The 22,476-nt window shown below is 63.6% G+C and carries 14 protein-coding genes; 8 read left to right on the top strand and 6 right to left on the bottom strand.

Annotation, left to right across the window (positions count from 1 at the left end):
• Positions 1 to 33: 33 nt before the first annotated feature.
• Genes METLW3_RS0122390 through glp form a run of 4 tightly spaced genes read left to right on the top strand, consistent with a single transcriptional unit; the run spans position 34 to position 4,925 of the window.
• The gene (locus METLW3_RS0122390; RefSeq protein WP_024881981.1) at positions 34 to 1,131 is read left to right on the top strand and encodes a hypothetical protein; all 1,098 of its coding nucleotides are present in this window, start codon (positions 34 to 36) and stop codon (positions 1,129 to 1,131) included.
• Positions 1,132 to 1,147: 16 nt separating this feature from the next.
• Positions 1,148 to 3,127 carry a molybdopterin biosynthesis protein gene (locus METLW3_RS0122395; protein ID WP_024881982.1) on the top strand — a complete coding sequence of 660 codons (1,980 nt, stop codon included), beginning with the start codon at positions 1,148 to 1,150 and terminating at the stop codon, positions 3,125 to 3,127.
• Positions 3,118 to 3,666 (top strand): molybdopterin-guanine dinucleotide biosynthesis protein B, encoded by a 549-nt coding sequence (gene mobB / locus METLW3_RS0122400; RefSeq protein ID WP_024881983.1) that lies wholly within the window; start codon positions 3,118 to 3,120, stop codon positions 3,664 to 3,666. The genes METLW3_RS0122395 and mobB overlap by 10 nt, the downstream gene beginning before the upstream one ends.
• Positions 3,667 to 3,668: 2 nt before the next feature.
• On the top strand, positions 3,669 to 4,925 hold the full coding sequence (glp, locus tag METLW3_RS0122405) for a gephyrin-like molybdotransferase Glp (protein ID WP_024881984.1): 1,257 nt from the start codon (positions 3,669 to 3,671) through the stop codon (positions 4,923 to 4,925).
• Positions 4,926 to 4,962: 37 nt separating this feature from the next.
• Here glp and fdhF read toward each other — a convergent pair whose 3' ends face one another.
• Complete coding sequence (gene fdhF / locus METLW3_RS0122410) at positions 4,963 to 7,734, bottom strand: formate dehydrogenase subunit alpha (RefSeq protein ID WP_024881985.1); 2,772 nt, start codon at positions 7,732 to 7,734, stop codon at positions 4,963 to 4,965.
• A gap of 22 nt (positions 7,735 to 7,756) precedes the next feature.
• A complete protein-coding gene (locus tag METLW3_RS0122415; protein WP_024881986.1) occupies positions 7,757 to 9,460 on the bottom strand; it encodes an NAD(P)H-dependent oxidoreductase subunit E in 1,704 nt (567 codons plus the stop codon).
• 271 nt (positions 9,461 to 9,731) lie between these two features.
• Here METLW3_RS0122415 and METLW3_RS26285 point away from each other — a divergent pair, with 271 nt between their 5' ends.
• On the top strand, positions 9,732 to 11,060 hold the full coding sequence (locus METLW3_RS26285) for an extracellular solute-binding protein (protein WP_024881987.1): 1,329 nt from the start codon (positions 9,732 to 9,734) through the stop codon (positions 11,058 to 11,060).
• A gap of 562 nt (positions 11,061 to 11,622) precedes the next feature.
• Here the strand turns inward: METLW3_RS26285 and METLW3_RS0122425 are convergent.
• On the bottom strand, positions 11,623 to 13,029 hold the full coding sequence (locus tag METLW3_RS0122425) for a HAMP domain-containing sensor histidine kinase (RefSeq protein ID WP_024881988.1): 1,407 nt from the start codon (positions 13,027 to 13,029) through the stop codon (positions 11,623 to 11,625).
• The gene (locus METLW3_RS0122430) at positions 13,026 to 13,706 is read right to left on the bottom strand and encodes a response regulator transcription factor (protein ID WP_024881989.1); all 681 of its coding nucleotides are present in this window, start codon (positions 13,704 to 13,706) and stop codon (positions 13,026 to 13,028) included. The genes METLW3_RS0122425 and METLW3_RS0122430 overlap by 4 nt, the downstream gene beginning before the upstream one ends.
• 212 nt (positions 13,707 to 13,918) lie before the next feature.
• Here METLW3_RS0122430 and METLW3_RS0122435 point away from each other — a divergent pair, with 212 nt between their 5' ends.
• From METLW3_RS0122435 to METLW3_RS0122445, 3 genes are all read left to right on the top strand, one after another.
• Positions 13,919 to 14,341 carry a hypothetical protein gene (locus tag METLW3_RS0122435; RefSeq protein ID WP_157516653.1) on the top strand — a complete coding sequence of 141 codons (423 nt, stop codon included), beginning with the start codon at positions 13,919 to 13,921 and terminating at the stop codon, positions 14,339 to 14,341.
• Positions 14,342 to 14,400: 59 nt separating this feature from the next.
• On the top strand, positions 14,401 to 16,617 hold the full coding sequence (locus tag METLW3_RS0122440) for a TonB-dependent siderophore receptor (RefSeq protein ID WP_024881991.1): 2,217 nt from the start codon (positions 14,401 to 14,403) through the stop codon (positions 16,615 to 16,617).
• Between the two features lie 61 nt (positions 16,618 to 16,678).
• A complete protein-coding gene (locus METLW3_RS0122445; protein ID WP_024881992.1) occupies positions 16,679 to 17,872 on the top strand; it encodes a PepSY-associated TM helix domain-containing protein in 1,194 nt (397 codons plus the stop codon).
• Between the two features lie 491 nt (positions 17,873 to 18,363).
• On the opposite strand, the gene METLW3_RS0122450 is transcribed toward METLW3_RS0122445, so the two are convergent.
• Together METLW3_RS0122450 and METLW3_RS0122455 are read right to left on the bottom strand one after the other, a co-directional pair.
• Positions 18,364 to 19,584 carry a PepSY-associated TM helix domain-containing protein gene (locus tag METLW3_RS0122450; protein ID WP_024881993.1) on the bottom strand — a complete coding sequence of 407 codons (1,221 nt, stop codon included), beginning with the start codon at positions 19,582 to 19,584 and terminating at the stop codon, positions 18,364 to 18,366.
• 1 nt (position 19,585) lies between these two features.
• Positions 19,586 to 21,895, bottom strand: coding sequence for a TonB-dependent receptor (locus tag METLW3_RS0122455; RefSeq protein WP_084484937.1), 2,310 nt, complete (start codon positions 21,893 to 21,895; stop codon positions 19,586 to 19,588).
• Positions 21,896 to 22,476 lie beyond the last annotated feature (581 nt).

Here is a 22,476-nt window from a genome sequence, read left to right on the forward strand (position 1 = left end):
AATGAGCTCCGTAGCCCTATCGAATGGGGTCCCATGGACCACGCACAGCCGGGTCGACAGTCGCTGGAGCAGGCCGTTTCACTGGTCGCCGCCACGACGCGCGCAGTGACGCCGCGACGCGTCGAGACTGCGGCCGCGCTTCATCGGGTCGCGGCGGCAGACATCGAAGCGCCGGCGGCGATACCGGCTTTTCACCAGGCCCTCGACGACGGATGGGCGATCAAGGCGGATGACACGCTCGGCGCTTCGCCCTATGCGCCGGGAATTTCGAGCACGGTTCCTCGGCGCGTCAGTATCGGGGAAACGCTGCCCGATTTCGCCGACGCGGTTCTTCCATTACCAAAGGCGTCGGACCAGTCCGGCGCTTTCGAGATTTGGGGAGCGATCGCACGGGGCGAAGGCATGCGCGCCGCCGGAAATGATTTGCGTCGCGGAGAGATTATCGCCACCGCGGGAACCCGACTGGACGAGCGACATATTGCTCTCCTGAAAATCGCTGAGATCAGTGACGCGCTCGTGCGCATTCCGCGCGTAATGATCGTCGGGGCCGGCGTCGTCGGCGATTGGCTCGCGGATCTCGCGAAGCAAGAGGGCGCCGACTGCGCCATGATCGACACGGCTGCGCGAGCCGACCCTTTGGAGATGGCAGATATCATCCTCGTCGTCGATCCGAGCGAATGGCGCGATCGCGCGCAGCGACAGGAGAGAACGCTGTTCTCGTGCATCGCGATGCGTCCGGGAGAGATGACGGGTTGCGCGGTTCGAGAGTCGCCGGGAGCGCCCCACTCATCCGAGACGGCGACCATCTTCGTCGGCGCGCGTCTCGAGTCCGCTTTGGCGGCTTGGCTCTTGCTTATCCGCCCGTGCCTGCGCCGGCTCGCCGGCGCCACATCTCGCGACGGGACCGCCAGCTTGCCTTCGACTCGAAAGATCGTATCCGCGCCGGGGGTCAGCGAATTGACATTGCTGCGCCGCCTGGACGGCGAGGCAAAGACGGGCGCTCGGTGGGAGCCTTTGGCAACGGGGGACATCCCCTATTCGGCGATCGCCAATGCCGACGCTTGGCTGCTCGTGGACGCCCAGTCCGAAGGTTTCGCGGCCGGTGAGATCGTGACCGGGCAATTCTTGTGAGATCGGCTCGAAGCGCATGAGCAAGACCGACGACCATCGCGACATCTCGGCAGTGACGCAAGAGCAATTCCTCACCGTGCTCTCGCGCGAGGAGGCGATGCGGCGCTTCTACGCCTGCCTCGCCATGCGGCCGCTCGGCGAAGAGACCGTCTCGCTCGGCGAAAGTCTCGGCCGCGTGACGTCGCAAACGCTTCGTTCGCCGATCGACGTTCCGCCTTTCGATAGGGCGCTGGTCGATGGCTTCGCCGTTCGAGCCGGCGACGTCACGAGCGCGAGCGAGCAGGCGCCGATTTGCCTCGCGCTCAATCCAGAATCGATCGCCTGCGGAACCGCTCCACGCCTCGAAGTCGCGGCAAGCTCCGCGACGCCGATCGCGACGGGCGGCCCTCTGCCGCGCGGCGCCGACGCCGTTTGCATGGTGGAGCACAGCGATCCGGGCGAGGCCGACGACGTTCTAATCCGTCGTGCGCTGGCGCCGGGGCAGAACATCGGCTTCGCCGGCGCCGATATCGCGCGCGGCGAAACGCTGCTGCGGCGCGGATGCCGGATCGGCTCCCGCGAGATCGGCATGATGGCGGCCTGCGGCGTCGCCAGCGTCGCAGTCTATCGCAGGCCGCGCGTCGCGATCCTCTCGACCGGCGACGAGCTCGTCCAGCCGGGCGAGCCGCTGCGCCCAGCGGCGATCTATGACTCCAACGCGCCGATCGTCGCCGCGGCGGTGCAGGAGAACGGCGGCGCGCCCATCGTTCTCGGCGCCATAGGCGACGATGAGGCGGCGCTGGAGGCGGCTCTGCGAGATGCGCTCGCACGATGCGACGGCGTCATTCTGTCGGGCGGCACGTCGAAAAGCGCGGGAGATTTGACCTATCGCGTCGTGGCGCGGCTCGGCGAGCCGGGAATAATCGCCCATGGCGTCGCCTTGAAGCCGGGAAAGCCGCTGTGCCTCGCCGTCGTCGATGGCAAGCCCGTCGTCATATTGCCGGGGTTCCCGACCTCGGCCATGTTCACCTTCCATGATTTCGTCGCGCCGGTCATTCGCGCGATGAGCGGGCTCGGCGCGCGTCTCGACGCCTCGGTCGAGGCGACGACTCCATTTCCGATCCTCTCCGACCTCGGTCGGACCGAGTTCGTGATGGTGGCGTTGACGCAGCGCGAGGACGGGCTGAAAGCCTTTCCCTTGGGCAAGGGATCGGGAGCCGTTTCCGGCTTCGCCCGCGCCGACGGATTTCTGAGGATCGACGCGCTGGCCGATCATCTCGAAGCCGGCGCGCGCATGCAGGTGACGCTGTTCGATCCAGAGCTGCGCGTCCCCGATCTCGTGATCATGGGCTCGCATTGCATCGGGCTCGAAATCATCATCGACGCGCTGGCCGAGGCGGGAATAGCCGTTCGCGTCGTCGCGATCGGCAGCATGGGCGGGCTCGCGGCCGCACGGCGGAACGAATGCGACATTGCGCCGATCCATCTGATGGACGAGAAGACCGGGGTCTACAATGCGCCCTTCCTCGGACCGGAGCAGCGCTTGGTTCGAGGATGGCGCCGCATGCAAGGCCTCGTCTTTCGCGCCGGCGACGCCCGCTTCGAAGGCCGCGCCGTCGAGGCGGCGATCTCTGCGGCGCTGGCCGATCCCACCTGCCTCATGGTCAATCGTAATCAGGGCTCCGGCACGCGTATCATGATCGATCGACTAATCGGCGCCGCGCGTCCGAATGGTTATTGGAATCAGCCGAGCTCACACAATGCCGTGGCGGCGGCGGTCGCGCAGCAGCGCGCCGATTGGGGGGTCGCGATCGAGCCCGTGGCGCGCGCCTATGGATTGAGTTTTCTCCCGATCGGCGAGGAGCATTATGACTTCGTGATCCCGCTTTCGCGGTGCGAGGTCCCCGCCGTTCGCGCCTTCATCGAGGCGCTCGGCCGAGAGGATGTGCGGAGGGAGTTGGGCGGCATGGGCTTCACCGCCGGCGCGCCGAAAGAAAGCGAGACGCCATGCGCGTGATCGGCTTCGCCGGCTGGAGCGGCGCAGGAAAGACCACGCTCATCGTGAAACTGGTTCCGCTTCTACGCGAGCGCGGCCTCACCGTCTCGACGCTCAAGCACGCGCATCACAATTTCGACGTCGACAAGCCGGGCAAGGACTCGTGGCTGCATCGCGAGGCGGGCGCGACGGAGGTGCTGGTCTCATCCTCCAATCGCTTCGTCCTGATGCACGAATTGCGCGGCGCCCCGGAGCCGCGTCTCGCCGATCTGTTGCGGATGCTCGCCCCCGTCGACCTGGTTCTGGTCGAGGGCTTCAAGACCGATCCGCATATCAAGATCGAGGTTCATCGCGCCGCCAATGGCAAGCCCTTTCTCCATCCCAATGACGAGACGATCGTGGCGCTGGCGAGCGATCTGGCGGAAGGCGCGCTTCCTCACGCCTCGCTCGACGATGTCGAGAGAATAGCAGATCTGATCGACGCGCACGCTCGCCCGATAGACGAGACCATAGCGACGCTCGAAACAGCGTATGCGAGCTTTGATTCCGAGAAGGATTAGACATGGCGCAGCTCGGCAAGGACAGTTTTTCGGCCGGCGAGAAGCCGATGCGCGTCGATGACGCGGTCGCGCTCCTACTCGCGCGCATCCCATGCGTCGAGGGACTCGAGAGTGTTTCGCTCTTTGCCGCCGAGGGGCGCGTTCTCGCCGAGGCGCTCGTCGCGCCGATCGATTTGCCTCGCTTCGACAATTCGGCCGTCGACGGTTATGCGGTTCGCTTCGGCGATCTGACGCCGGGCGCCGAGACCATCCTCCCGGTCGGCAGCCGCGTGGCGGCGGGACATGCGCCGGAGCCGGCGTTGGAGAGCGCCGCCGCCGTGCGCATCTTCACCGGCGCGTCCATGCCGGAAGGACTGGACACCATCTTCATGCAGGAGGATTGCCGTCTGCTGGAGGACGGTTCCGTCGCGCTGCCCCCGGGCCTCACGCTCGGCGCCAACCGGCGCCTGCGCGGCGAAGACATAAGCGCCGGTGATCCGGCCTTGCCGAAGGGCCGGCGCCTCACACCGGAAGACATAGGCCTCGCCGCCGCGCTCGGCGTCGCGCATCTTCCCGTTCGGCGGCGCTTACGTGCGGCGATTTTTTCCACCGGAGACGAAGTGCTTTCCCCTGGCGAGCCATTGCGTCCGGCGGCGATCTACGACGCGAACCGTTTTCTGCTGCATGCGCTGCTCGGGCGCCTCGGCGTCGAGGTCGACGATCTCGGCGTGCTCGCCGACGATCCCGACATCATCAGCAGAGCCTTGCACGAGGCGGCGGCGACGCACGATCTCGTATTGACCTCGGGCGGCGTGTCGGTCGGAGAAGAAGACCATGTGAAGAAGGCGATCGGCGCGGAGGATTCGCTCGCCTTCTGGCGTCTCGCCATCAAGCCCGGTCGCCCCGTCGCCATGGGCGTGATCGGCGGAACGCCTTTCGTCGGCCTGCCCGGAAACCCCGTCGCCGTCTTCGTCACTTTCGTTCATGTCGTGAGGCCGCTGATCGCGGCTCTCTTAGGCGCCGCATTCGAGCCGGCGCGCAGGCTCGCGGTCACATCCGGCTTCAAATATAAGAAAAAGAAAGGGCGGCGCGAATATGTGCGCGTGTCGCTCCGCGACGACGCGACGGGCGATACGATCGCCGAGAAATATCCGGTCGAGGGCGCGGCCGTGCTGACGTCGCTCACGCGGACGCATGGCTTCGTCGAATTGGCGGAGGATGTCGAGCGCGTCGCCCCGGGCGACAAGGTCGCCTTCGTCGATTATGCGCTTTTGAGGTAATCCGCGGACGCTTCGTGAAACGTCCGCGGGCGTCGCCTTACTCTGCGGCGTTCTGCGCCAACGCCGGCCGAACCCGCGCCGCGCAGAATTTGAACTCCGGAATCTTGCCGAAGGGATCGAGCGCCGGATTGGTCAGCAGATTGGCGGCCGCTTCCGCATAGCAGAAGGGCATGAAAACGAAGTTCTCCGGCACATCGCGGTCGGCGCGCACCTTGACCTCGATCGCGCCTCGGCGCGTCTCCAGCAGGATGAAGTCTCCGGCTGCGAGCCCCATCCGCCGCATGTCCTTGGGCGTCATGAACGCGGTCGCCTCGGGCTCGATCTCGTCCAGCGTGCCGGCGCGGCGCGTCATCGAGCCCGTGTGCCAATGCTCGAGCACGCGGCCCGTCGACAACACCATCGGATAGTCTGCATCCGGCAATTCGTCCGGCGGCGACACATTGGCTGGCACGATCTTGCCGCGCCCGCTCGCCGTCGGAAAGCCTGATGCAAAGATGATCTCATTGCCGGGCTGATCCGGCGCATCGACCGGATAGGTCACGGCGCCCTCGCGCTCCAGCCGCTCCCAGGTAATATTATTCAGCGACGGCATCGTCCTCGCCATTTCGGCGAAAATCTCCGAGGGGCCGGAATAGCTCCAGTCGCAGCCGAGGCGCTTCGCCACCTCCTGAATGATCCACCAGTCCTGACGCGCGTCGCCCGGCGGCGGCACCACCGCGCGCGCCATCTGGACGCGACGATCCGTATTGGTGAAGGTCCCCGTCTTTTCGGCGAAGGCGGAAGCCGGAAGAATGACGTCGGCGTGGAAGGCCGTCTCCGTGACAAAGAGGTCCTGCACGACGAGATGCTCGAGCTTGGCGAGCGCGGCGCGGGCATGATTGAGGTCCGGGTCAGACATCGCCGGATTCTCGCCCTCGATATACATGCCGCGGATTTCATCGGCGTGAATCGCATTCATGATCTCGACGACGGTCAGCCCGCGCTTGGGATCGAGCTTTTGCCCCCAGAGCTCCTCGAAGAATTCGCGCACCTCGGCCTTCTCGACCGATTGATAATCCGGATAGACCATCGGGATGATGCCCGCATCCGACGCGCCCTGCACATTGTTCTGGCCGCGCAGCGGATGCAGGCCGGTCCCGGACCGGCCGACCTGTCCAGTGACGAGCGCCAGCGCGATCAGGCAGCGCACATTGTCCGTTCCGTGGACATGCTGGCTGACGCCCATGCCCCAGAAGATGATGGAGGAACGCGAGGTCGCATAAGCGCGCGCCACCTCCTTGATGGTTTGCGCGTCGATCCCGCAAACATCCTGCATCTTCTCGGGCGGAAAATCGACGATGCGCTGGCGCAGCTCCTCGTAATTTTCCGTGTAGCCGGCGATATATTGCTCGTCGGTCAGGCCTTCCGTGATGATCGTATGCAGCATCGCGTTGAGCAACGCCACATCCGCGCCGGGCTTGAACGAAAGATGCTTCCATGCGTGGCGCGACAAGGGCTGGCGGCGCGGGTCCATGACCACGAGCTTGGCGCCGCGCTTCGCCGCATTTTTGATGAAGCTCGCGGCGACCGGATGATTGCTCGTCGGATTAGAGCCGATGACGACGATGAGCTCGGCGTCGAGCGCCGCTATGAAGGGCGCCGTCGTCGCGCCGGAGTTCAGTCCCTCAATCAGCGCGGCGACGGAGGAGGCGTGGCAGAGGCGCGTGCAGTGATCGACGTTGTTGGAGCCGAATCCCGTGCGCACGAGCTTTTGGAACAGATAGGCCTCTTCATTCGAGCCCTTGGCCGAGCCGAAGCCGGCGAGCGCTTTCGAGCCATGCGCATCGCGCACGCGGGCGAGTCCTGCCGCCGCCGCTTCCAGCGCCTCTTCCCAGCTCGCCTCGCGGAAATGGGTGAAGGGATTGGCCGGGTCCACCTGAGCGTCCGCGCTCTTCGGTGTGTTCGGCAGACGAATGAGCGGCTTGGTCAGGCGATGCGGGTGATGAATGTAATCGAAGCCGAAGCGCCCCTTCACGCAGAGGCGATTATGGTTCGCCGGGCCGTTCTTGCCCTCGGCATAGACGATGCGATCGTCCTTGACCTGATAGGAGACCTGACAGCCGACGCCGCAGAAGGGACAGAGCGAATCGACCGTGCGGTCGGGATGGAACTTGCGCTGCTGCGTGGCGTCGTCGATCAGCGCCGCCGGCATCAATGCGCCGGTCGGGCAGGCCTGCACGCATTCGCCGCAAGCGACGCAGGTGGATTCGCCCATCGGATCGTCGAAATCGAAGACGATCTTCGAATGATGATTGCGATAGGCGACGCCGATCACATCATTGACCTGTATCTCGCGGCATCCGCGCACGCAGAGGCCGCATTGGATGCAGGCGTCGAGATTGACGCGCATGGCGGGATGGCTCGCATCTCCCTCCCAGCGCTCCGCCGCGGGGAAACGGCTCGTCGTCACGCCGCTCTTCTCCGCCCAGATCCAGAGCTTGGATGAAGGATCATGCGTCGTCTCACGCGGCGGCTGATCGGCGACGATCAGCTCCATCACCATCTTACGCGCCGTGACGGCGCGGGCGCTCTGCGTCTCCACCTTCAATCCCGCGGTCGGCTTGCGCATACAGGAGGCCGCGAGCACGCGCTCCCCTTTGATCTCGACCATGCAGGCGCGGCAATTGCCGTCCGGGCGATAATCGGGCTCGGGCGAGAAGCAAAGATGCGGGATTTCCGTTCCGACCCGCTTGGCCACCTGCCAGATCGTCTCGCCGGGCGCGGCTTCGACCGTCTGGCCGTCGAGCTCGAAAGAAATTTTGTCGGTCATCGCTTCCATCCGAAAAGATCGCTCACTCGGCCGCCTGCCGCGTGGGCCCGAAATAGCGGATCACGCTCATCAGAGGATTGGAGGCGGCCTGCCCCAGGCCGCAGATCGAGGCATCCCGCATCGTCTGAGACAATTCGGCGAGCAGCGCCTCGTCCCATATCGGGCGCTCCATCAGCTTCACGGCCTTCGCCGTGCCGACGCGGCAGGGCGTGCATTGCCCGCAGCTCTCGTCCTCGAAGAAGCGCATGAGATTGATCGACACGTCGCGTATGTCGTCCTTGTCGGAGAGCACGACGACGGCGGCGGAGCCGATGAAGCAGCCATATTCCTCGAGCTTGCCGAAATCGAGCGGGATATCCCCCATGGAGGCCGGCAGAATGCCGCCCGAGGCGCCGCCCGGCAGATAGGCCGCGAAGCGATGGCCCTCGGCCACGCCGCCGCAGCATTCGTCGATGAGCTCGCGAATGGTGAGGCCGGCGGGCGCGAGCTTCATGCCCGGCTCCTTGACGCGGCCGGAGACGGAATAGCTGCGCAGGCCCTTGGAGCCGTTGCGGCCCTGGCTCGCCCACCAATCGGCGCCCTTCTCCAGAATGTCGCGCATCCAATAGAGCGTCTCGACATTGTTGATGAGCGTCGGACGGCCGAAAAGGCCGACCTGGAACGGAAAAGGCGGCTTTTGCCGCGGCAGCCCGCGCTTGCCTTCGACGCTCTCGATGAGCGAGGATTCCTCGCCGCAAATATAGGCGCCGGCGCCGCGGCGCAGATGCACTCGCGCGCCGCCCGTCGGAAGCTTCGCGATCTCGCGCCGCAGAATCTCGTGGATCGCAGGATACTCATCGCGCAGATAGATGTAGACGTCGGTGACGTCGACGACATGCGCGCCGATCAGCATGCCTTCGAGGAAACGATGCGGATCGCGCTCGAGATAATAGCGATCCTTGAATGTGCCCGGTTCGCCCTCGTCGCCATTGACGCACATGAGGCGCGGACCCTTCTCGGCCCTCACCGACCGCCATTTGCGGCCTGTCGGAAAACCGGCGCCGCCAAGGCCGCGCAGACCCGAATGATCGAGGCCGTCGAGGACCGTATCGACACTGAATTCGCCCGTACGGATTTTCGCCAACAGCGCATAGCCGCCCGCCGCGACATAGGCGTCATAGCCGATGTAGTCGGGAATATCGGGATGGGTGTGGCCATGCTCGGCCGCGTGCAGCACTGTCTCGGTCTTCGCCGCATCGACGAAATAATGACCGACCTCGGCGACCGGCGCCGTGTCGCAGCGGCCGACGCATGGCGCGCGCACGACGCGAATATCTGGGCCAGCCTTCGCCTGCAATTCGGCGAACAGCCGCTCCGAGCCGTGAATCATGCAGGAGACCGACTCGCAGACCCGGATGGTGATCGACGGAATTTTCGGATCGCCCTCCTTCACCACGTCGAAATGCGCATAGAAGGTCGCCGTCTCGAAAACTTCGGCGAAGGAGAGGCCCATCTCATCGGCGAGGCTGGCGAGATGCGCGGCGGAAATCTGCTGATAGCGATCCTGAATGAGATGCAGATATTCGATCAGAAGATCGCGCTGGCGCGATCTGTCGCCCAGCAGCTCGGCGATCTCATGCGCGGCGTCGGGGTCGATCTGACGACCCTTCGGCGTCGCGCGGCCCCGGCGACGCCCCGCGCCGGGATGCTCGAATTTGAGAACGTCATGGACGTCATGCTTGCTCACGCCGTTAGCCCTTTTTCGAAATTGAGAGCATCGCTCTCGGCCGCTCTTCCGCAATCGATGGTCGTACGGTCGCAGCGAAGCCTCCGCGGAGAGCGGCCGATTGGAGATCTATATACACGCATTACATGTCGAGGCTTAGCAAGTTTTTTGGGCGGCCGCCGTTAGAATCGGCGCCATCCGCCTATTTTCACCACCTCTGTCTATATTGACTTTCAATGCTGCGCTGCAATATCTCTATAACAATGTAAATTGAACATATAGCGAGGCTCCCATGGCGTTGTTCTCCTCCTCCCCGACGCGCCGGAGCTTGCTCATCGGCGCTGCGCCCGCGGCGTTCGCTCTCACTTGCGGCCTGTCGCCGCGGGCGCGCGCCGATACTGCTCCCCTCGTCGTGCTGACCAGCTTTCCCGAAGAGCTCACGACGCGATACGAGCGGGAGTTCGAACGACGATACCCGGACGCCCATGTCCAATTCGTCTGGAAGCACTCACGCGACGCTCTCGCTCTGTTGAGTGGACCAGACCAGGGAGGCGTCGACGTCTATTGGGCGCCTTCCCCCAACTTCCCCCTTCTACGTGATCAGGGAGCGCTCCGCCCGATCGCCGTCGATCGCGCGGTCCTGCCGGGGCGCGTCGGCAATCAGCCGCTATCGGATCCGTCCGGGACGTACGAGGCCTACGACCTCGCAGGCTACGGCTTCGCGCTCAATCCGTCTCTGCTTCGGGAGCGCGGCCTGCCCGAGCCGAAAAGCTGGGGCGATCTCGCCTCGCCTATTTTTGCCGACCAAATCGTCGCTCCCATTCCGAGCAAGGTCGGATTTGCGCCGGCTTTATATGACGTCATCTTGCAAGCAGAGGGCTGGGAGCGCGGCTGGGCGATCGTGAGCGAGCTCGTCGCCAATGCTCGCCTCGTTGCGCACGGGCGCGGCCCCACCGCCTCGGTCGAGGAGAGCGAAGCGCCGATCGGACTGACGATCGATTTCCTGGCGCTCTCGGCTCGCGCCAATGGCGCGCCGATCGCCTTCGCTTATCCAGCGCGCACCGCATTTCTGCCGAGCAATATCGCCGTCACCTCGTCGACCCGGAAATTCGATACGGCGAAGGCCTTCGTCGACTTCGTCCTCTCCTGCGACGGACAGAAAATATTGCTGGAAGCGGACAGCGTACGGCATCCGGCGCGTCCCGACGCCTATCGTCGGACCGGGAGCGAGGCTCTCATCAATCCTTTCGACCTGCGCAGCGAGAATATTTTCGACTATGACTTCGACCTCGGGCGCCATCGGCCGGGGATCGTTCGTGCGCTATTCGACATCGCCTTCGCGACGCGCCATGCCGAGGTGACGTCGCTCTGGCGGTCTATCCATGACGCAGAGACTCGGCTCGGCAATGCGACAGGAAGAGAAGCTGAGCGAATCGCCGAGGCGCGTCGCCTCGCCGGTTCGGTTCCTGTTTCCACTCGCCAAGCCGATCGTGCGGAATATCTCGCGCAATTCGCAGGTCGCGATGCGCCGGATGCGGAGATTCTGGAGCGATGGAACGCCGAGCTCGCCGCTTCGAGAGCGACAGCGATGGCGTTGCTGCACGCCCCATTGCCCGGTTGAATAATAACATCCCATCTTGATGGGGCAGCGCACTCTAGCGCGCCGATATGTCGGCGAGGATAAACTTCATAGTCGCGCCCGCGTAGCGCTCGAACGTCTGTGTTCAGGCGATCCGACGCGACGAATGTCCGCGAACTCCAGGGAAAGCGGCCCCTCTGGTCGTCCGCGACGAGTGACGGCTTAAGGCGCGAGTTCCTCCTTCGCGACGACGAAGGAGGAACTGTGACCCGAAGCGGTCCTGTCCTTCCTGTAGGGCCGACGGCCGGCTACGCCGATAGCCGACATTCCGGGATCTGGCGTCGCTCGGCGTCCGCTGGCTCCTCGGCGGACGTTACGCCTGGTCCCGCCTCTGGCCGTGTTGCGCTTCTGAAACAGAGATAGGGCTTCGCTGGCTCGCCGTCCCCGAGCTTAAGAATGGCCAGCATCGGGGGGCTCGATATTTCGATTTGCCGTCCGCGGCGGCACAATTCGAGCCGTGTCGAGAGGCGCGCGGAGTGACGCATCCTTTTCCTGCATCCGGATCTCCCCACAGAACTTTTCAATTTGCTCGCTATGGACACGGTCATCGTGCACGCGGATCGGCCATTTCGCAGGGTACGTCCCCCGCGAGCGGAAGCGATACGCGCAGGGTGGCACCCCCGCCGGGGGTGTCTTCGACCCAGATGCGTCCTCCCAGCTTGTCCATCAACTCCTTGGCGATCGCCAATCCCAGACCAGCGCCAGGACTGGTGTTTTCCTTGCGCCAGAAGGGCTCGAAAATAAGCGCGCGGTCGTCGGGAGAGATACCTGGTCCATGATCGATAATGCAGATCTCGGGTCCGGGGCCGACGCCCACGATCACGGAACCGCCGACCGGCTCCGCGCGCAGAGCATTGCCGATGAGATTGGCGACGACGCTCTCCAGCGCGAGCCGCTCGCCGCGGACCGAGATGATGCTCGCGCCGTCTTGCGAAAATTCGAGATTGCGCCGCATCTTGAGCGCGAGCCGCACATGGAGGTCGACCATCGCGCGGCCAAGCTCGACGATGTCGATCGTCTCCTCGAGATCGTCTCCGCGCTTTTCGAGACGTGCGCCGGCCAGCAGCTGCTCGACGATATTGCGGATGCGTGAAGCGTCGCGGCGCAGATCGGTCATCAGCCCTTGCTGCTGCGGCGCGTCGAGGCGTTCGAGAAGGATGGCGACGGGCGTGCGCAGCTCATGGGCGGCGTTGGCCAGGAAGCGTCGCTGACGCTCCGCGCCTTCGTCGAGACGCGCGAGCGCGCCGTTCATGGAGTCGACGAGCGACGAGATTTCCGCCGGAACGCCTTCGAGCGGCAATCGCTGATGGAGTGAGTTCAAATCGATTCGCTCCGTTTGGCGCGCCACTCGCTTCAGTGGCTCGAGCCCGCGCTTGAAGGCGAGCCATCCGACGCCGACGGCGACGAGAACCTCGAGAACGAAATATCGAAGATAGCTCTGGAACTCGATCTGAAGCGTGCGCAGAAGATCCCACCACTCGAACAAATGGCCGTAAATCGCAACGGTGACGCGTCCAAGGGGCGTCTCCATCAGCGAGAGATGGCCTTTGCCCACCTCGAAGCCTTCGCCGTCGATGGAGAAATGCATGTGAGTGGTGCGGATGCGGCGCAAAATGACGAGTTCGGAGACGAGCGCCGGAGACGAGCCGGCCAGCGCCGCTTTCGCGTCCCAGTCGAATACGGCGAAGCGTAAATTCGGCGCGCGCTCCATCTCGGCGCACAGAGCCGGCGAAGGGTCGATCAACAATTCGCCGCTCATCGAACGGCGCAGAGACCCGGCCACAATGTCGTTCGTCCTCGGAACCGCGAGCTCGTTTTTGTCGCGCTCGAACATGAGCAGCGCGCCTTCCTCGACGAAAAGCTCGATCGCCAGCGTCGTCAGAACAACGCCGACGATCTGCGCTGCGAGGAGATAGAGAACGAGGCGCCGAGACAGAGAGGGCGCTCTCACACCTCGGCCTCGGTCAAAATATAGCCCCGTCCGCGCACAAGATCGATCTCGACGCCCGCGTCGGCTTCCGCGAGATGCTTTCGCAGCCGCGACACCAGAGTGTCCAGCGCGCCGGGAGAAACCGCGTGGTTCACGCCATAGACGTCCTCGAGCAGATCGGTTCGCGACGCGACGCGGTCCGCTCGCCGCATGAAGGCCTCGAGCAGGACGAATTCGCGCTTGTGAAGGTGAAACGGCCGACCTCGGACCAACGCCTGCCGCGCCATCACGTCGAAGGATAGCGATCCGACGACGATCGGCGGCAGTGGCGCGCCGCCGCCGCCCTGGCGTAGGCGGGCGCGCACGCGCGCGAGAAACTCCGGCCCGTCGAAGGGCTTTGTCACATAGTCGTCGGCGCCGGCGTCGAGGCCCGCGACCTTGTCGCGATTGGCGTCGAGGGCAGATACCATCATCACGCCGATTCGCGGGCGCAGCGCGCGGATCTCGCCGATATGAGCGGCGCTGTCCCCGTCGGGCAGGCGCCGGTCGAGCAGAACGAGATCATAGGGGAATTGGCGCAACGCCTCGAGCGCCTCCCCGATGGTAGCCGCCTTGTCGCAAGAAAAGCCTGCCCGGTCGAGACGTCGTCCGATGAGCAGGGCCATATCCGGTTCGTCTTCGACGACGAGGAGCCGCATCCTCGTTTCCTCCCACAACCCCGACGACGAAAGTCGGGCGCTCCCCGAGAATACGGATTTCAACGGGAGATGGAAGAACTGTGGCGCCGGCGCAACAGCGGGCGGCTTTTTTGCGGCCGTCCGTGGCGGCAGATCGGTGTAAGACGGAGAGATATACGGTCTGGCGGCAACCAGCGCTGACCTTCACGAGGGGCGCCCGGCCGAGGAGCCCCATGTTCAGTCGATCGAGCAGCCTGCCACGCGCGCGCCGAACCAGGGTCTCGGCGCGCGCTATCCACGCCTTGCTCGTCGCTCTGCTCGCCTTGCTTCAGGTTTCATTGAAGCCGGGGGCGCTCCCGTCGCTGGCGGCGATCGAGGGCTGGAGCCGCGTGATCGCGTCGCCGGCGCCTTCCTGCGACGGCGACGCGGGCGATCGCTCGTCCGGTCATGATCGTCGCCATGTGCAATGCTGCCTGCTGTGCAATGGACGCGATTCGAGCGGGACGGCGCCCGATGCGCCACGCATCGTCGTCGCGACGACGGCGCCTATGCTCGTCCGGCGTGTGTCGATCCGGCAAACAGGCGCGCCACGCGCGCAGCGTCCGCTCGGCTTTGCGACATCCTGGTCGCCACAGGCGCCGCCGACCTTCTCCTGACCGCCCCGTCCGTTCCGACCTTCGTCGAACGCGCAGAATGCGCCCAAGGAGAATTCCCCATGTTGTCTTCGATGCTATCGCGTGGCGTTTCCGCCAGCGCGTTGACCCTCGCTCTCGTCTCGGCTTCCGCGCTCGCCCAGGAATCGCTCCCGACCATCGATGTCGGCGCGGATTCCTCGAACGGCCGACAGCCCGCCGCGGGCTTGCCCGGCGGAGCGAGCGATCCAGCCGCCTACCACAAGCCCAATTCCACGACGGCGACCAAGACCGACACGCCGATCAAGCTCATTCCGACCAGCGTGCAGATCGTGCCGCATCAGGTGCTGCTCGATCAGCAGGCCGTCGTGATCGACGACGCGATCAAGAATGTCAGCGGCGTCTTCTCCTCTCCCTATGTGGGCCTGCAGGGGGGCTGGAACATTCGCGGCTTTCTCGACTACGCCTATTACTTGGACGGCGTGCGGGTGAATCCCTTCACGGCGCTACCGCCGCGCGAGACCGTCGATGTGCAGCAGATCGAAATACTCAAAGGTCCGGCCTCGATTCTCTATGGCCGCATCCAGCCCGGCGGACTCGTCGAGGTCACGACCAAGCAGCCACAGGCGGAGCCGCATTACGAGCTGCAGCAATTGTTCGGCTCCTACGGCCGCTATCGCACGACGCTGAGCATGACCGGGCCGCTCGATGCGGAAAAGAACCTGCTCTATCGTCTCGACGCCTCCTATGAGAGCGCCGACGCGTTTCGCGAGGGCTTGCACGGCAATCACGTCTTCGTCGCGCCGAAGCTGAAGTGGTCGCCGACGCAGGACACCTCTGCCACCTTCTATCTGCAATATTACAGCGGTCGCGACCCGATCGACGGCGGCATTCCGGGGCTCTATAGCAAGCTCGTCCCGAAATCGTTCAATGTCGTGGCGCCTGTGCCGATCTCGCGCAATTTCGGGTCGCGCGACGCCGCTCTACTCACGCGCTATGATCTGCGTCTCGGATATCGCTTCGAGCATTCCTTCGACGCCAATTGGAAGCTGACGCACCGCTTCGATATGAACATACGCGATGTCCCCGAAAAATGGGTGGATGTCTACAATCCAAATCCCGCGGGCTGCTCGCTCGCCGGCTGCCGGGTGGACCGAGACGCTCTTTCGATTACTCCGAACACGGAGCAAAATTATTTTACAAGCCTCGACGTGAACGGGCATTTCGACACATTCGGCCTGTCTCACACTCTGCTGGTCGGCGCGGATGGCTATCACACGAAGAACGATGCGACCCTGACATTCAACTGGTCGAATGTTTCGCCGTCCGACCTGTTCAATCCGGCGAGTCCCGGCGACCTTCTCCCTTACACGGCCGCCGTCGACTCGTCCTTCCGGCAGGTGATCCGCGAGAGCTGGTACGGCGTCTATCTGCAGGATCAGATCGCGCTCCCTTACGATTTTCATCTGCTGGCCGGGTTCCGTTACGACTCGGCTCATAACTCGACCGACCGGACCAATCGCGTTCCCGTCTTCTCGACCAAATACACCGTGGTCGACGCCGATGCGGTGAAGCCGCGCGTCGGCTTGCTGTGGCAGCCGCTTCCGCAGCTCTCGCTCTATGGAAATTATGTCGAGGGGTTCGGCGCCTCCAGCGGAGTCAACGCCGACAATTCGGCCTTGCCGCCCGAAGAGGCGCGTCAATGGGAAGGCGGCGTAAAGCTCGATCTCTTCGATAGCCGGCTGAGCGCCACCGCTTCCTGGTTCGACATTCTGAAGACGAATGTGCGCACGCCCAGTCCCGATCCAGCGCTCAATGCGGCAGGATTCAAGATCTCCACCGGCGCCGTGCGCAACAGCGGCGTCGAGCTCGACGTCCAGGGTCAGGTGACCGACGAGATCAAGCTCATTGGCAGCTACACGCATATCGACTCGCAGATCGTCTCCGACAACAGCGGCGCGCAGGGCAATCGCTGGTGGGGCGTTCCGCGCGACGCCGGGAGCCTGTGGGCGGTCTACGAGCCACAACTCGCGCTCTTGCGTGGCGTGGCGTTCGGCGCCGGCTTCGTGTCGCGCGGCAGCGTCGAGGTCGACCGCGCCAACAGCTTCAGCATTCCCGGCTATACGGTCGTCGATCTGATGGCGCGTTACGGCTTCGACTATCTCGGCAAGAAGGTGACCTTCCAGCTCAATGTCGGCAATCTGCTCGGTCAGACCTATTACATCTCGTCTGGTTGGACAGGCGGATTCATTCCCGGCGCGCCGCGAACTTTCAAAGGCTCGGTGAAGGTCGAATTCTGATCGCTTCGCGCGGAGCAGCCTCGATCCGCTCCGCGCCACGCGCCTTTTAAATGGAAAGCTCATGACGCGCGGATTCTGGCTCCTGCTCCATCGTTGGATCGGCCTCGCCGTGGCGGCCTTCCTCATCGTCGAAGGTCTTACCGGGGCATTGCTCGCCTTCCTGCCGGAACTGAACCACTGGCTGACGCCGCAGCTCTATCCGGGTCCTCATGCGGGCGTCGAGCTCGACTTGGGAACCCTCGCATTGCGCGCCGAGGCGCTGGCACCGAACGCGCGCGCGAGGACGGTGTATCTCGGTCGCATCGGCACGGCGCGCATCGGCATGGAGGCGCGCGTCGAATCGACGCCGCTCGATTTCGACTATCTCTGCCTCGATCCTGTCACGGGAGAGGAGCTGGGGCGGCTGCGATGGAACGACGCCCCGACATCGATCGAACGCATCATGCCTTTCGTCTACAGCCTCCACGAGACGCTGGCGATGGGGAGCGTCGGCGAATGGATATTGGGCTTCGTGGCGCTCGCCTGGACGATCGACTGCTTCATTGCTTTCTATCTGACGTGGCCATCGACGAAGGGCGGGACGAGCTTCCGATTTTTCGCCCGCTGGCGACAGGCGTGGACGGTGAAGCTGCGCTCGTCCTTCTTCCGCATCAATTTCGACATTCATCGCGCCGGCGGCCTATGGCTGTGGGCACTGCTCTTCGTCTACGCCTGGTCGAGCGTCTGCTTCAATATGAACAGCGTCTATACGGGCGTGACGCGCCTTCTGCTCGACTATGATCGACCCGTGTGGGCGCAGTCGGCGGAGGGCGCCGTTCGAGAAGCTCGCGCGCCGATCGGGTGGAGCGAAGCGCAATCCATCGGCGCACGCCTCATGGGCGAGCAGGCGCTCGCGCACGGCTTCTCGATCGATCGGCCTCTGGCGCTCTATGCGCTGCGCGGAAGAGGGCTTTACGAGTATCGCGTGCGTTCGAGCCTCGACATCGGCGATCGCTACGGCTCCACCGCGCTCTTCTTCGACGCCTATAGCGGAGAGCTGCGACGCCTCGATGCGCCAGTCGGCCAGCACGTCGGAAATACGCTCACGACTTGGCTCCTAGCGCTACATATGGCGAATGTGTTTGGCCTGCCCTACCGAATTGTGGTCGTCCTCTTGGGGCTCGGGATCGTCGCTCTCTCGGTGACAGGCGTCTACATCTGGTGGAGAAAAAGAGCCGCCCGACGTGTGCAGCGTTGGTCGAGCGGCGCTTCCTGAAGCCCCGAGCCGTCCGGCGATACGCGGGGCCCTATTGCGTCTTCCTCGAGCGACCTTCCGAGGAGCGAATAAGGGAAGATTGCGCTGTCGCGTCCCATCTTCGACGAAGTGTTCTGGCCAATCGTCATCAACTATGAATTGGCTAGCGGCCTCAATGCGGATCAGTATCACAAACCGCAGAAATATCGTACACAAGGGAGCAACAACCGAACGCCGTGAACGTCCGCAATGTTCGGAGAAAGCGGCCTCTCGGGTCAAGCAGGTCGAACGGCCGGTATGGCGCAACCTCCCCGTTCGTGAACGTGGAAAAGTGACCCGAAGCGGCCGCGTCCCTAACGAAGAGCCGACGACTGGTTCCGCCGATAGCCGACATTCCCCCGTCGGCGCGACACGCGCGCTCCGGCCCTCCTCAAGCGAAAGGTCGGCGCTTTTGCTGCTTCGATGCGACCGATCGGTTTCTTGAAGATCGGTGCGAGAAGCTGCGTCCGCCGTCAGCTCGGCGTGACGTCAGACATTGCGGACCGTCGGCGGTTGGTTTTCGGCGCATGGAGCGCGCCTCGCGCCCCTCTCTTTTTCCACCAGATGTAGACGCCGCTCGCGGAAAGAGCGGCGACCGTGACGCCGAATAGGCTGACCGCGACCTGGTAGGCAGGGCCGAACACATTCGCCGAATGTAATTCGGCGAGCCAAGTCGAAACAGTCACGCCGCTATGTCCGCCAGTCGGAAGAGAGACGTTCAGTAATTCGCCGGTATAGACGTCTATGTCGATTCCTGTGGCGCCGTATTTTTCGCCTATATCCAGGCTCGAGCGTACCCGATAGTTGAACACTCCCTTCTCGCGCAGATGATAGAGCGCGATCGGACGTTCGATCGTGAAATTCAGCGCTTTCGCCTGTTCGGCCATCCGCCTCGATGCGATTGACTGCGCTTCCTCCCATTCGAGAGGCTTGCGGCCTTCGACGGGGAGCGGGCGCGCTGCGAGACTAGGACGAGGATAATCTAAGAAAAAGCCCGTGACGCGCGAATAGACGACGTCCAAATTCATCATCACGCTGGACCATGCGTAAATCAGCAGCATAGCCCACAGCCAGAGCCCCCCCGCTCTGTGGAAATCGAAATTGACACGGTAGAGCGAGCCGCTCCATTTCACGAGCCATGCCGGTTTCCATCGAGGGAAAAAACTCTTGCGAGAGCGTCCGCGTGCGCGCGGCAATGTGAGCGCGAAGGCGACGAAGCAGTCGATCGTCCAAACGAGTGCGACAACACCGAGAATCCACCCACCCGGATCGTCGAGAGCGAGCGCATAATGAAGCTTGTAGACGAAGGGCATGACCTCTGCGCGGCGCGTCGGGAATACGCCGAATTTCAGTCGGCCCAATTCGACGCCTGTCACCGTGTCGAGATAGATCTGGTCGAAAGCGAGTGGAGGCGCCCCTTCGAGCGCCTCCATCGTCACCCAGGCTGTGCCTATGTAACCGAGGTAGACCTGCGTTGCTCGCGCCTGTGGCGCGAGCGCTTCGGCGCGACGCGCCAGAATGGCGGCGTCCAACTCTATCCCGGCGTGGGGGCCGGGATAGAGATCGGGCGTGATCCAGTGGTTGATTTCGTTCCAGAACGCCAGAAGGCTTCCGGTTAGACCCACGACGATCAGAAATCCCGCGATGGCGACTCCGGCCCAGCGATGCAGCCGAACGAGCGCTGCGCGGATCATTTCAATACTCGACCTTGAGAGAGCCGATGACCTGAAAGCGTTCGCCGGGGAAGATCGAAAGACGCGGGTCGAAATTGGTGAACTGATCGGCGCCCTGATAGTATCTGGTGTCGGTCAGATTCTTGAAATTGAGCTGGGCATTCCAGTTTGTTCCTTCGTATTTCCATTTATAGCCGACCATCGCATCGAGGACGGCGTAGGCGGGAAGCTGAAACGTGTTCTGGTTGTCGCCCTGGCGGATGTCGACATAGCGGACGCCGAGGCCGAAGCTCGCGCCTTCCTTGGACGCGTAGCCGTTCCAGTCGTATTTCGCCCAGATCGAACCGGAATTGCGCGGCACATTCGGCCACCACCGCCCGGAGACATCGACATAAGTCCCGAGATCAGAACTGTAATCGGAGAGCTTCAGTATCTTTGTCCGTGTATGCGCATAATTGCCGATCACGCTGAGATGATCGTCGATGCGGCCGGAGATGTCGAGCTCGATCCCTCGACTGCGCACATTTCCGGTGATCGAGGTGTTGAGCGTGCTGAGGTCCGCCGTCGCAATGTTCGTCTTGGTGAGCTGATAGAAGGCGAGCGTCGCCGTCAGCCTATCGTCGAAGAATTTTCCTTTGAGTCCTCCCTCCCACTGCTCGGAAATTTGTGGGCGGAGAGGTTGTCCGTTGGCGTCCTTGCCGTTGTTGACTCCGAAAGAGTTCGACCAGTCTCCGAACGCCGCGAGCCACGGCGTCGCCTCGAATAGAACGCCCGCGCGCGGGCTGAATCCATGCTCGCCGTATTTTGGAACATTGACCTGCTCCATCGTGGTCGGGGGATTTCCAAAAAAATCCGAATAGCCGTAGCCATGCACGGCGTAGTCCCACCGCCCGCCGCCGATGATATGGAGCCTGTCGAACAGCGTGATATGATCCTGCGCATAGAAGCCGGAATTTTGTTGCTTGAGCCGGCCTGGCTGGCAGCCGCTGACTTGGGCGCACCAGGAGTCGAGGTTCGCTTGGGTGAATTTCCAGGACGGAACGCCGCGCCAGGGCGCCCATACATTGACGTCGAGGTCCGGGTCGGCGACATATCCGCCGCCATAAGTCCGGTACTCGCCCGTGACCTTATTGAAGTCGTAACCCAGAAGAACCTCGTGCCCGACGCCGAATGTGTCGAACTTGCCGATCACGTCGGCGTTCCACGCCCAGTCGCGCTCGTGGTAGTGCTGCGCGAAGACATTGCGGTGCAAGACTCCGGTCGCGGGATCGAAGGCGGAAGAATAGGCGAAGCCGTCGACGGGGACGAGATTGATGTCATCGTCCTTGTAATTGCGGGCGAGAAAGCGACCATTGAATGTCCATGACATGTCTGCGTTCTCGTATATTTTGTGCTTGACGCTGACGCCGTTGAAAAGCGTCAGGAAATTGCTGTAGGGCAGGTTCGGATCCTGCAGGTTCCGCGTGGTGGGGATCTGGATCGGCCGATTTCCCAACGCAATGACGCCGGACTCCTGCTTGAAGCGCTGCTTGGAGACCTCGACCTCATAAGTGATTTCGGTCTGCTCGAATGGTCGCCACGTCACCGCGCCCGCGAAGTCGAAGCCATCCCCAGAGACGAAGTCTCTGGAGGTCGAATCATAGCTCTGGAACGCCCCCGTGAAACGGTAGAGCAGCGTCTTATCGTCATTCAGCGGGCCTGTGGCGTCGACGAGCGTTCGATACAGCGCCGACGAGCCGATCTGCTGCTCGACCGAATAGTGCGGCGTAGCCGACGGCTTCTTGGTGTTGAGCGAGATCATGCCGCCAGGATCGCCCTTGCCATAGAGCATGGCGGCTGGACCCTTGAGCACTTCGATGCTCTCGACATTGGAGGGGTCCAAAGGCCCGAGCGCCAGGAAGACGAATGCGCCTGGGCCGGCGCGCAGCTCATTGCGGAATATCGAAAAGGTACGGAATCCACGAATATTGTAGACCGCATTCCCGCCGAGCGCCGGCTCGAACCAGACGCCGCTGACGTTCTGGAGCGCCTCTCGGACGGAGTTCTCCTTGCGATCGTCGATGACGGCGCGGGGCACGACCTGAATCGACGCCGGCGTGACGAAGATCGGCGTGTCTGTCTTCGTCGCCGAGCTCGCGTTCGGAGCGGCGTAGCTCGGACTGCCGATGGCGTCGCCCGGAGCAGCTCGTGAGGGAACGGTCGCGTTGGCGCGCGCGGCGCTGTCCGCGCCGACGTCGATCGTCGGCAGCGCCTCTTGGGCGAACGCGGCGGACATGAACACAAAGGTGGAGGCGCCAGCGGAAACACCGCGCAGCAGTCGAGAAGGCCTCATGATTTGTCCCTGATGCGGCCGCTATCGGCCGTTTGAACCGAGATCGTGCGAGTGCGGTCCGTTCGGACCATTCGATGGATCGGATCAGGAAAAATGCGGCGGCGCGCGCGACGACCAGGCGCTCGCCCAGCCCGCAGGCGGTCTGACTTGCGCGGAAGCAGGAATCCGGGACAATCGGGCGCCGTTCGCGTCGACAGGCTCGCTGTCCACGAGGGCGAGAAGAGCCGTTGCGCAATCGGCGTCGCATCCACCGCAGAGGATGCAACAGTCGTCGAGATGATGTCGCGTGTCGCCGGAGCCGCCGCCGAGCCCCCATTTCGCGCAAGCGATGGAAGCGCCCGAAGCGAGAAGGGCCGTATCGCCGTTCGGCTGGCCCCGGGGCCGAAACGGCAGACCGATTGTCGTAAGAGCCTGAAGAGCGATCGCGACGGCCAGGAGACAAGCGACGACGACGCGAAGCCGGTTCGCGGACCGACGGCGCGCGGTCTCCCGCCCTGTCGTCCTCGCTCGCATCATGCTCTGGTCAACCTCCAGGACAATTCGGCCTTTTCGACCACGGTCGCGGTCGATGCACGATAAGG

The sequence above is a fragment of the Methylosinus sp. LW3 genome, assembly GCF_000527115.1.
GTDB lineage: Bacteria > Pseudomonadota > Alphaproteobacteria > Rhizobiales > Beijerinckiaceae > Methylosinus.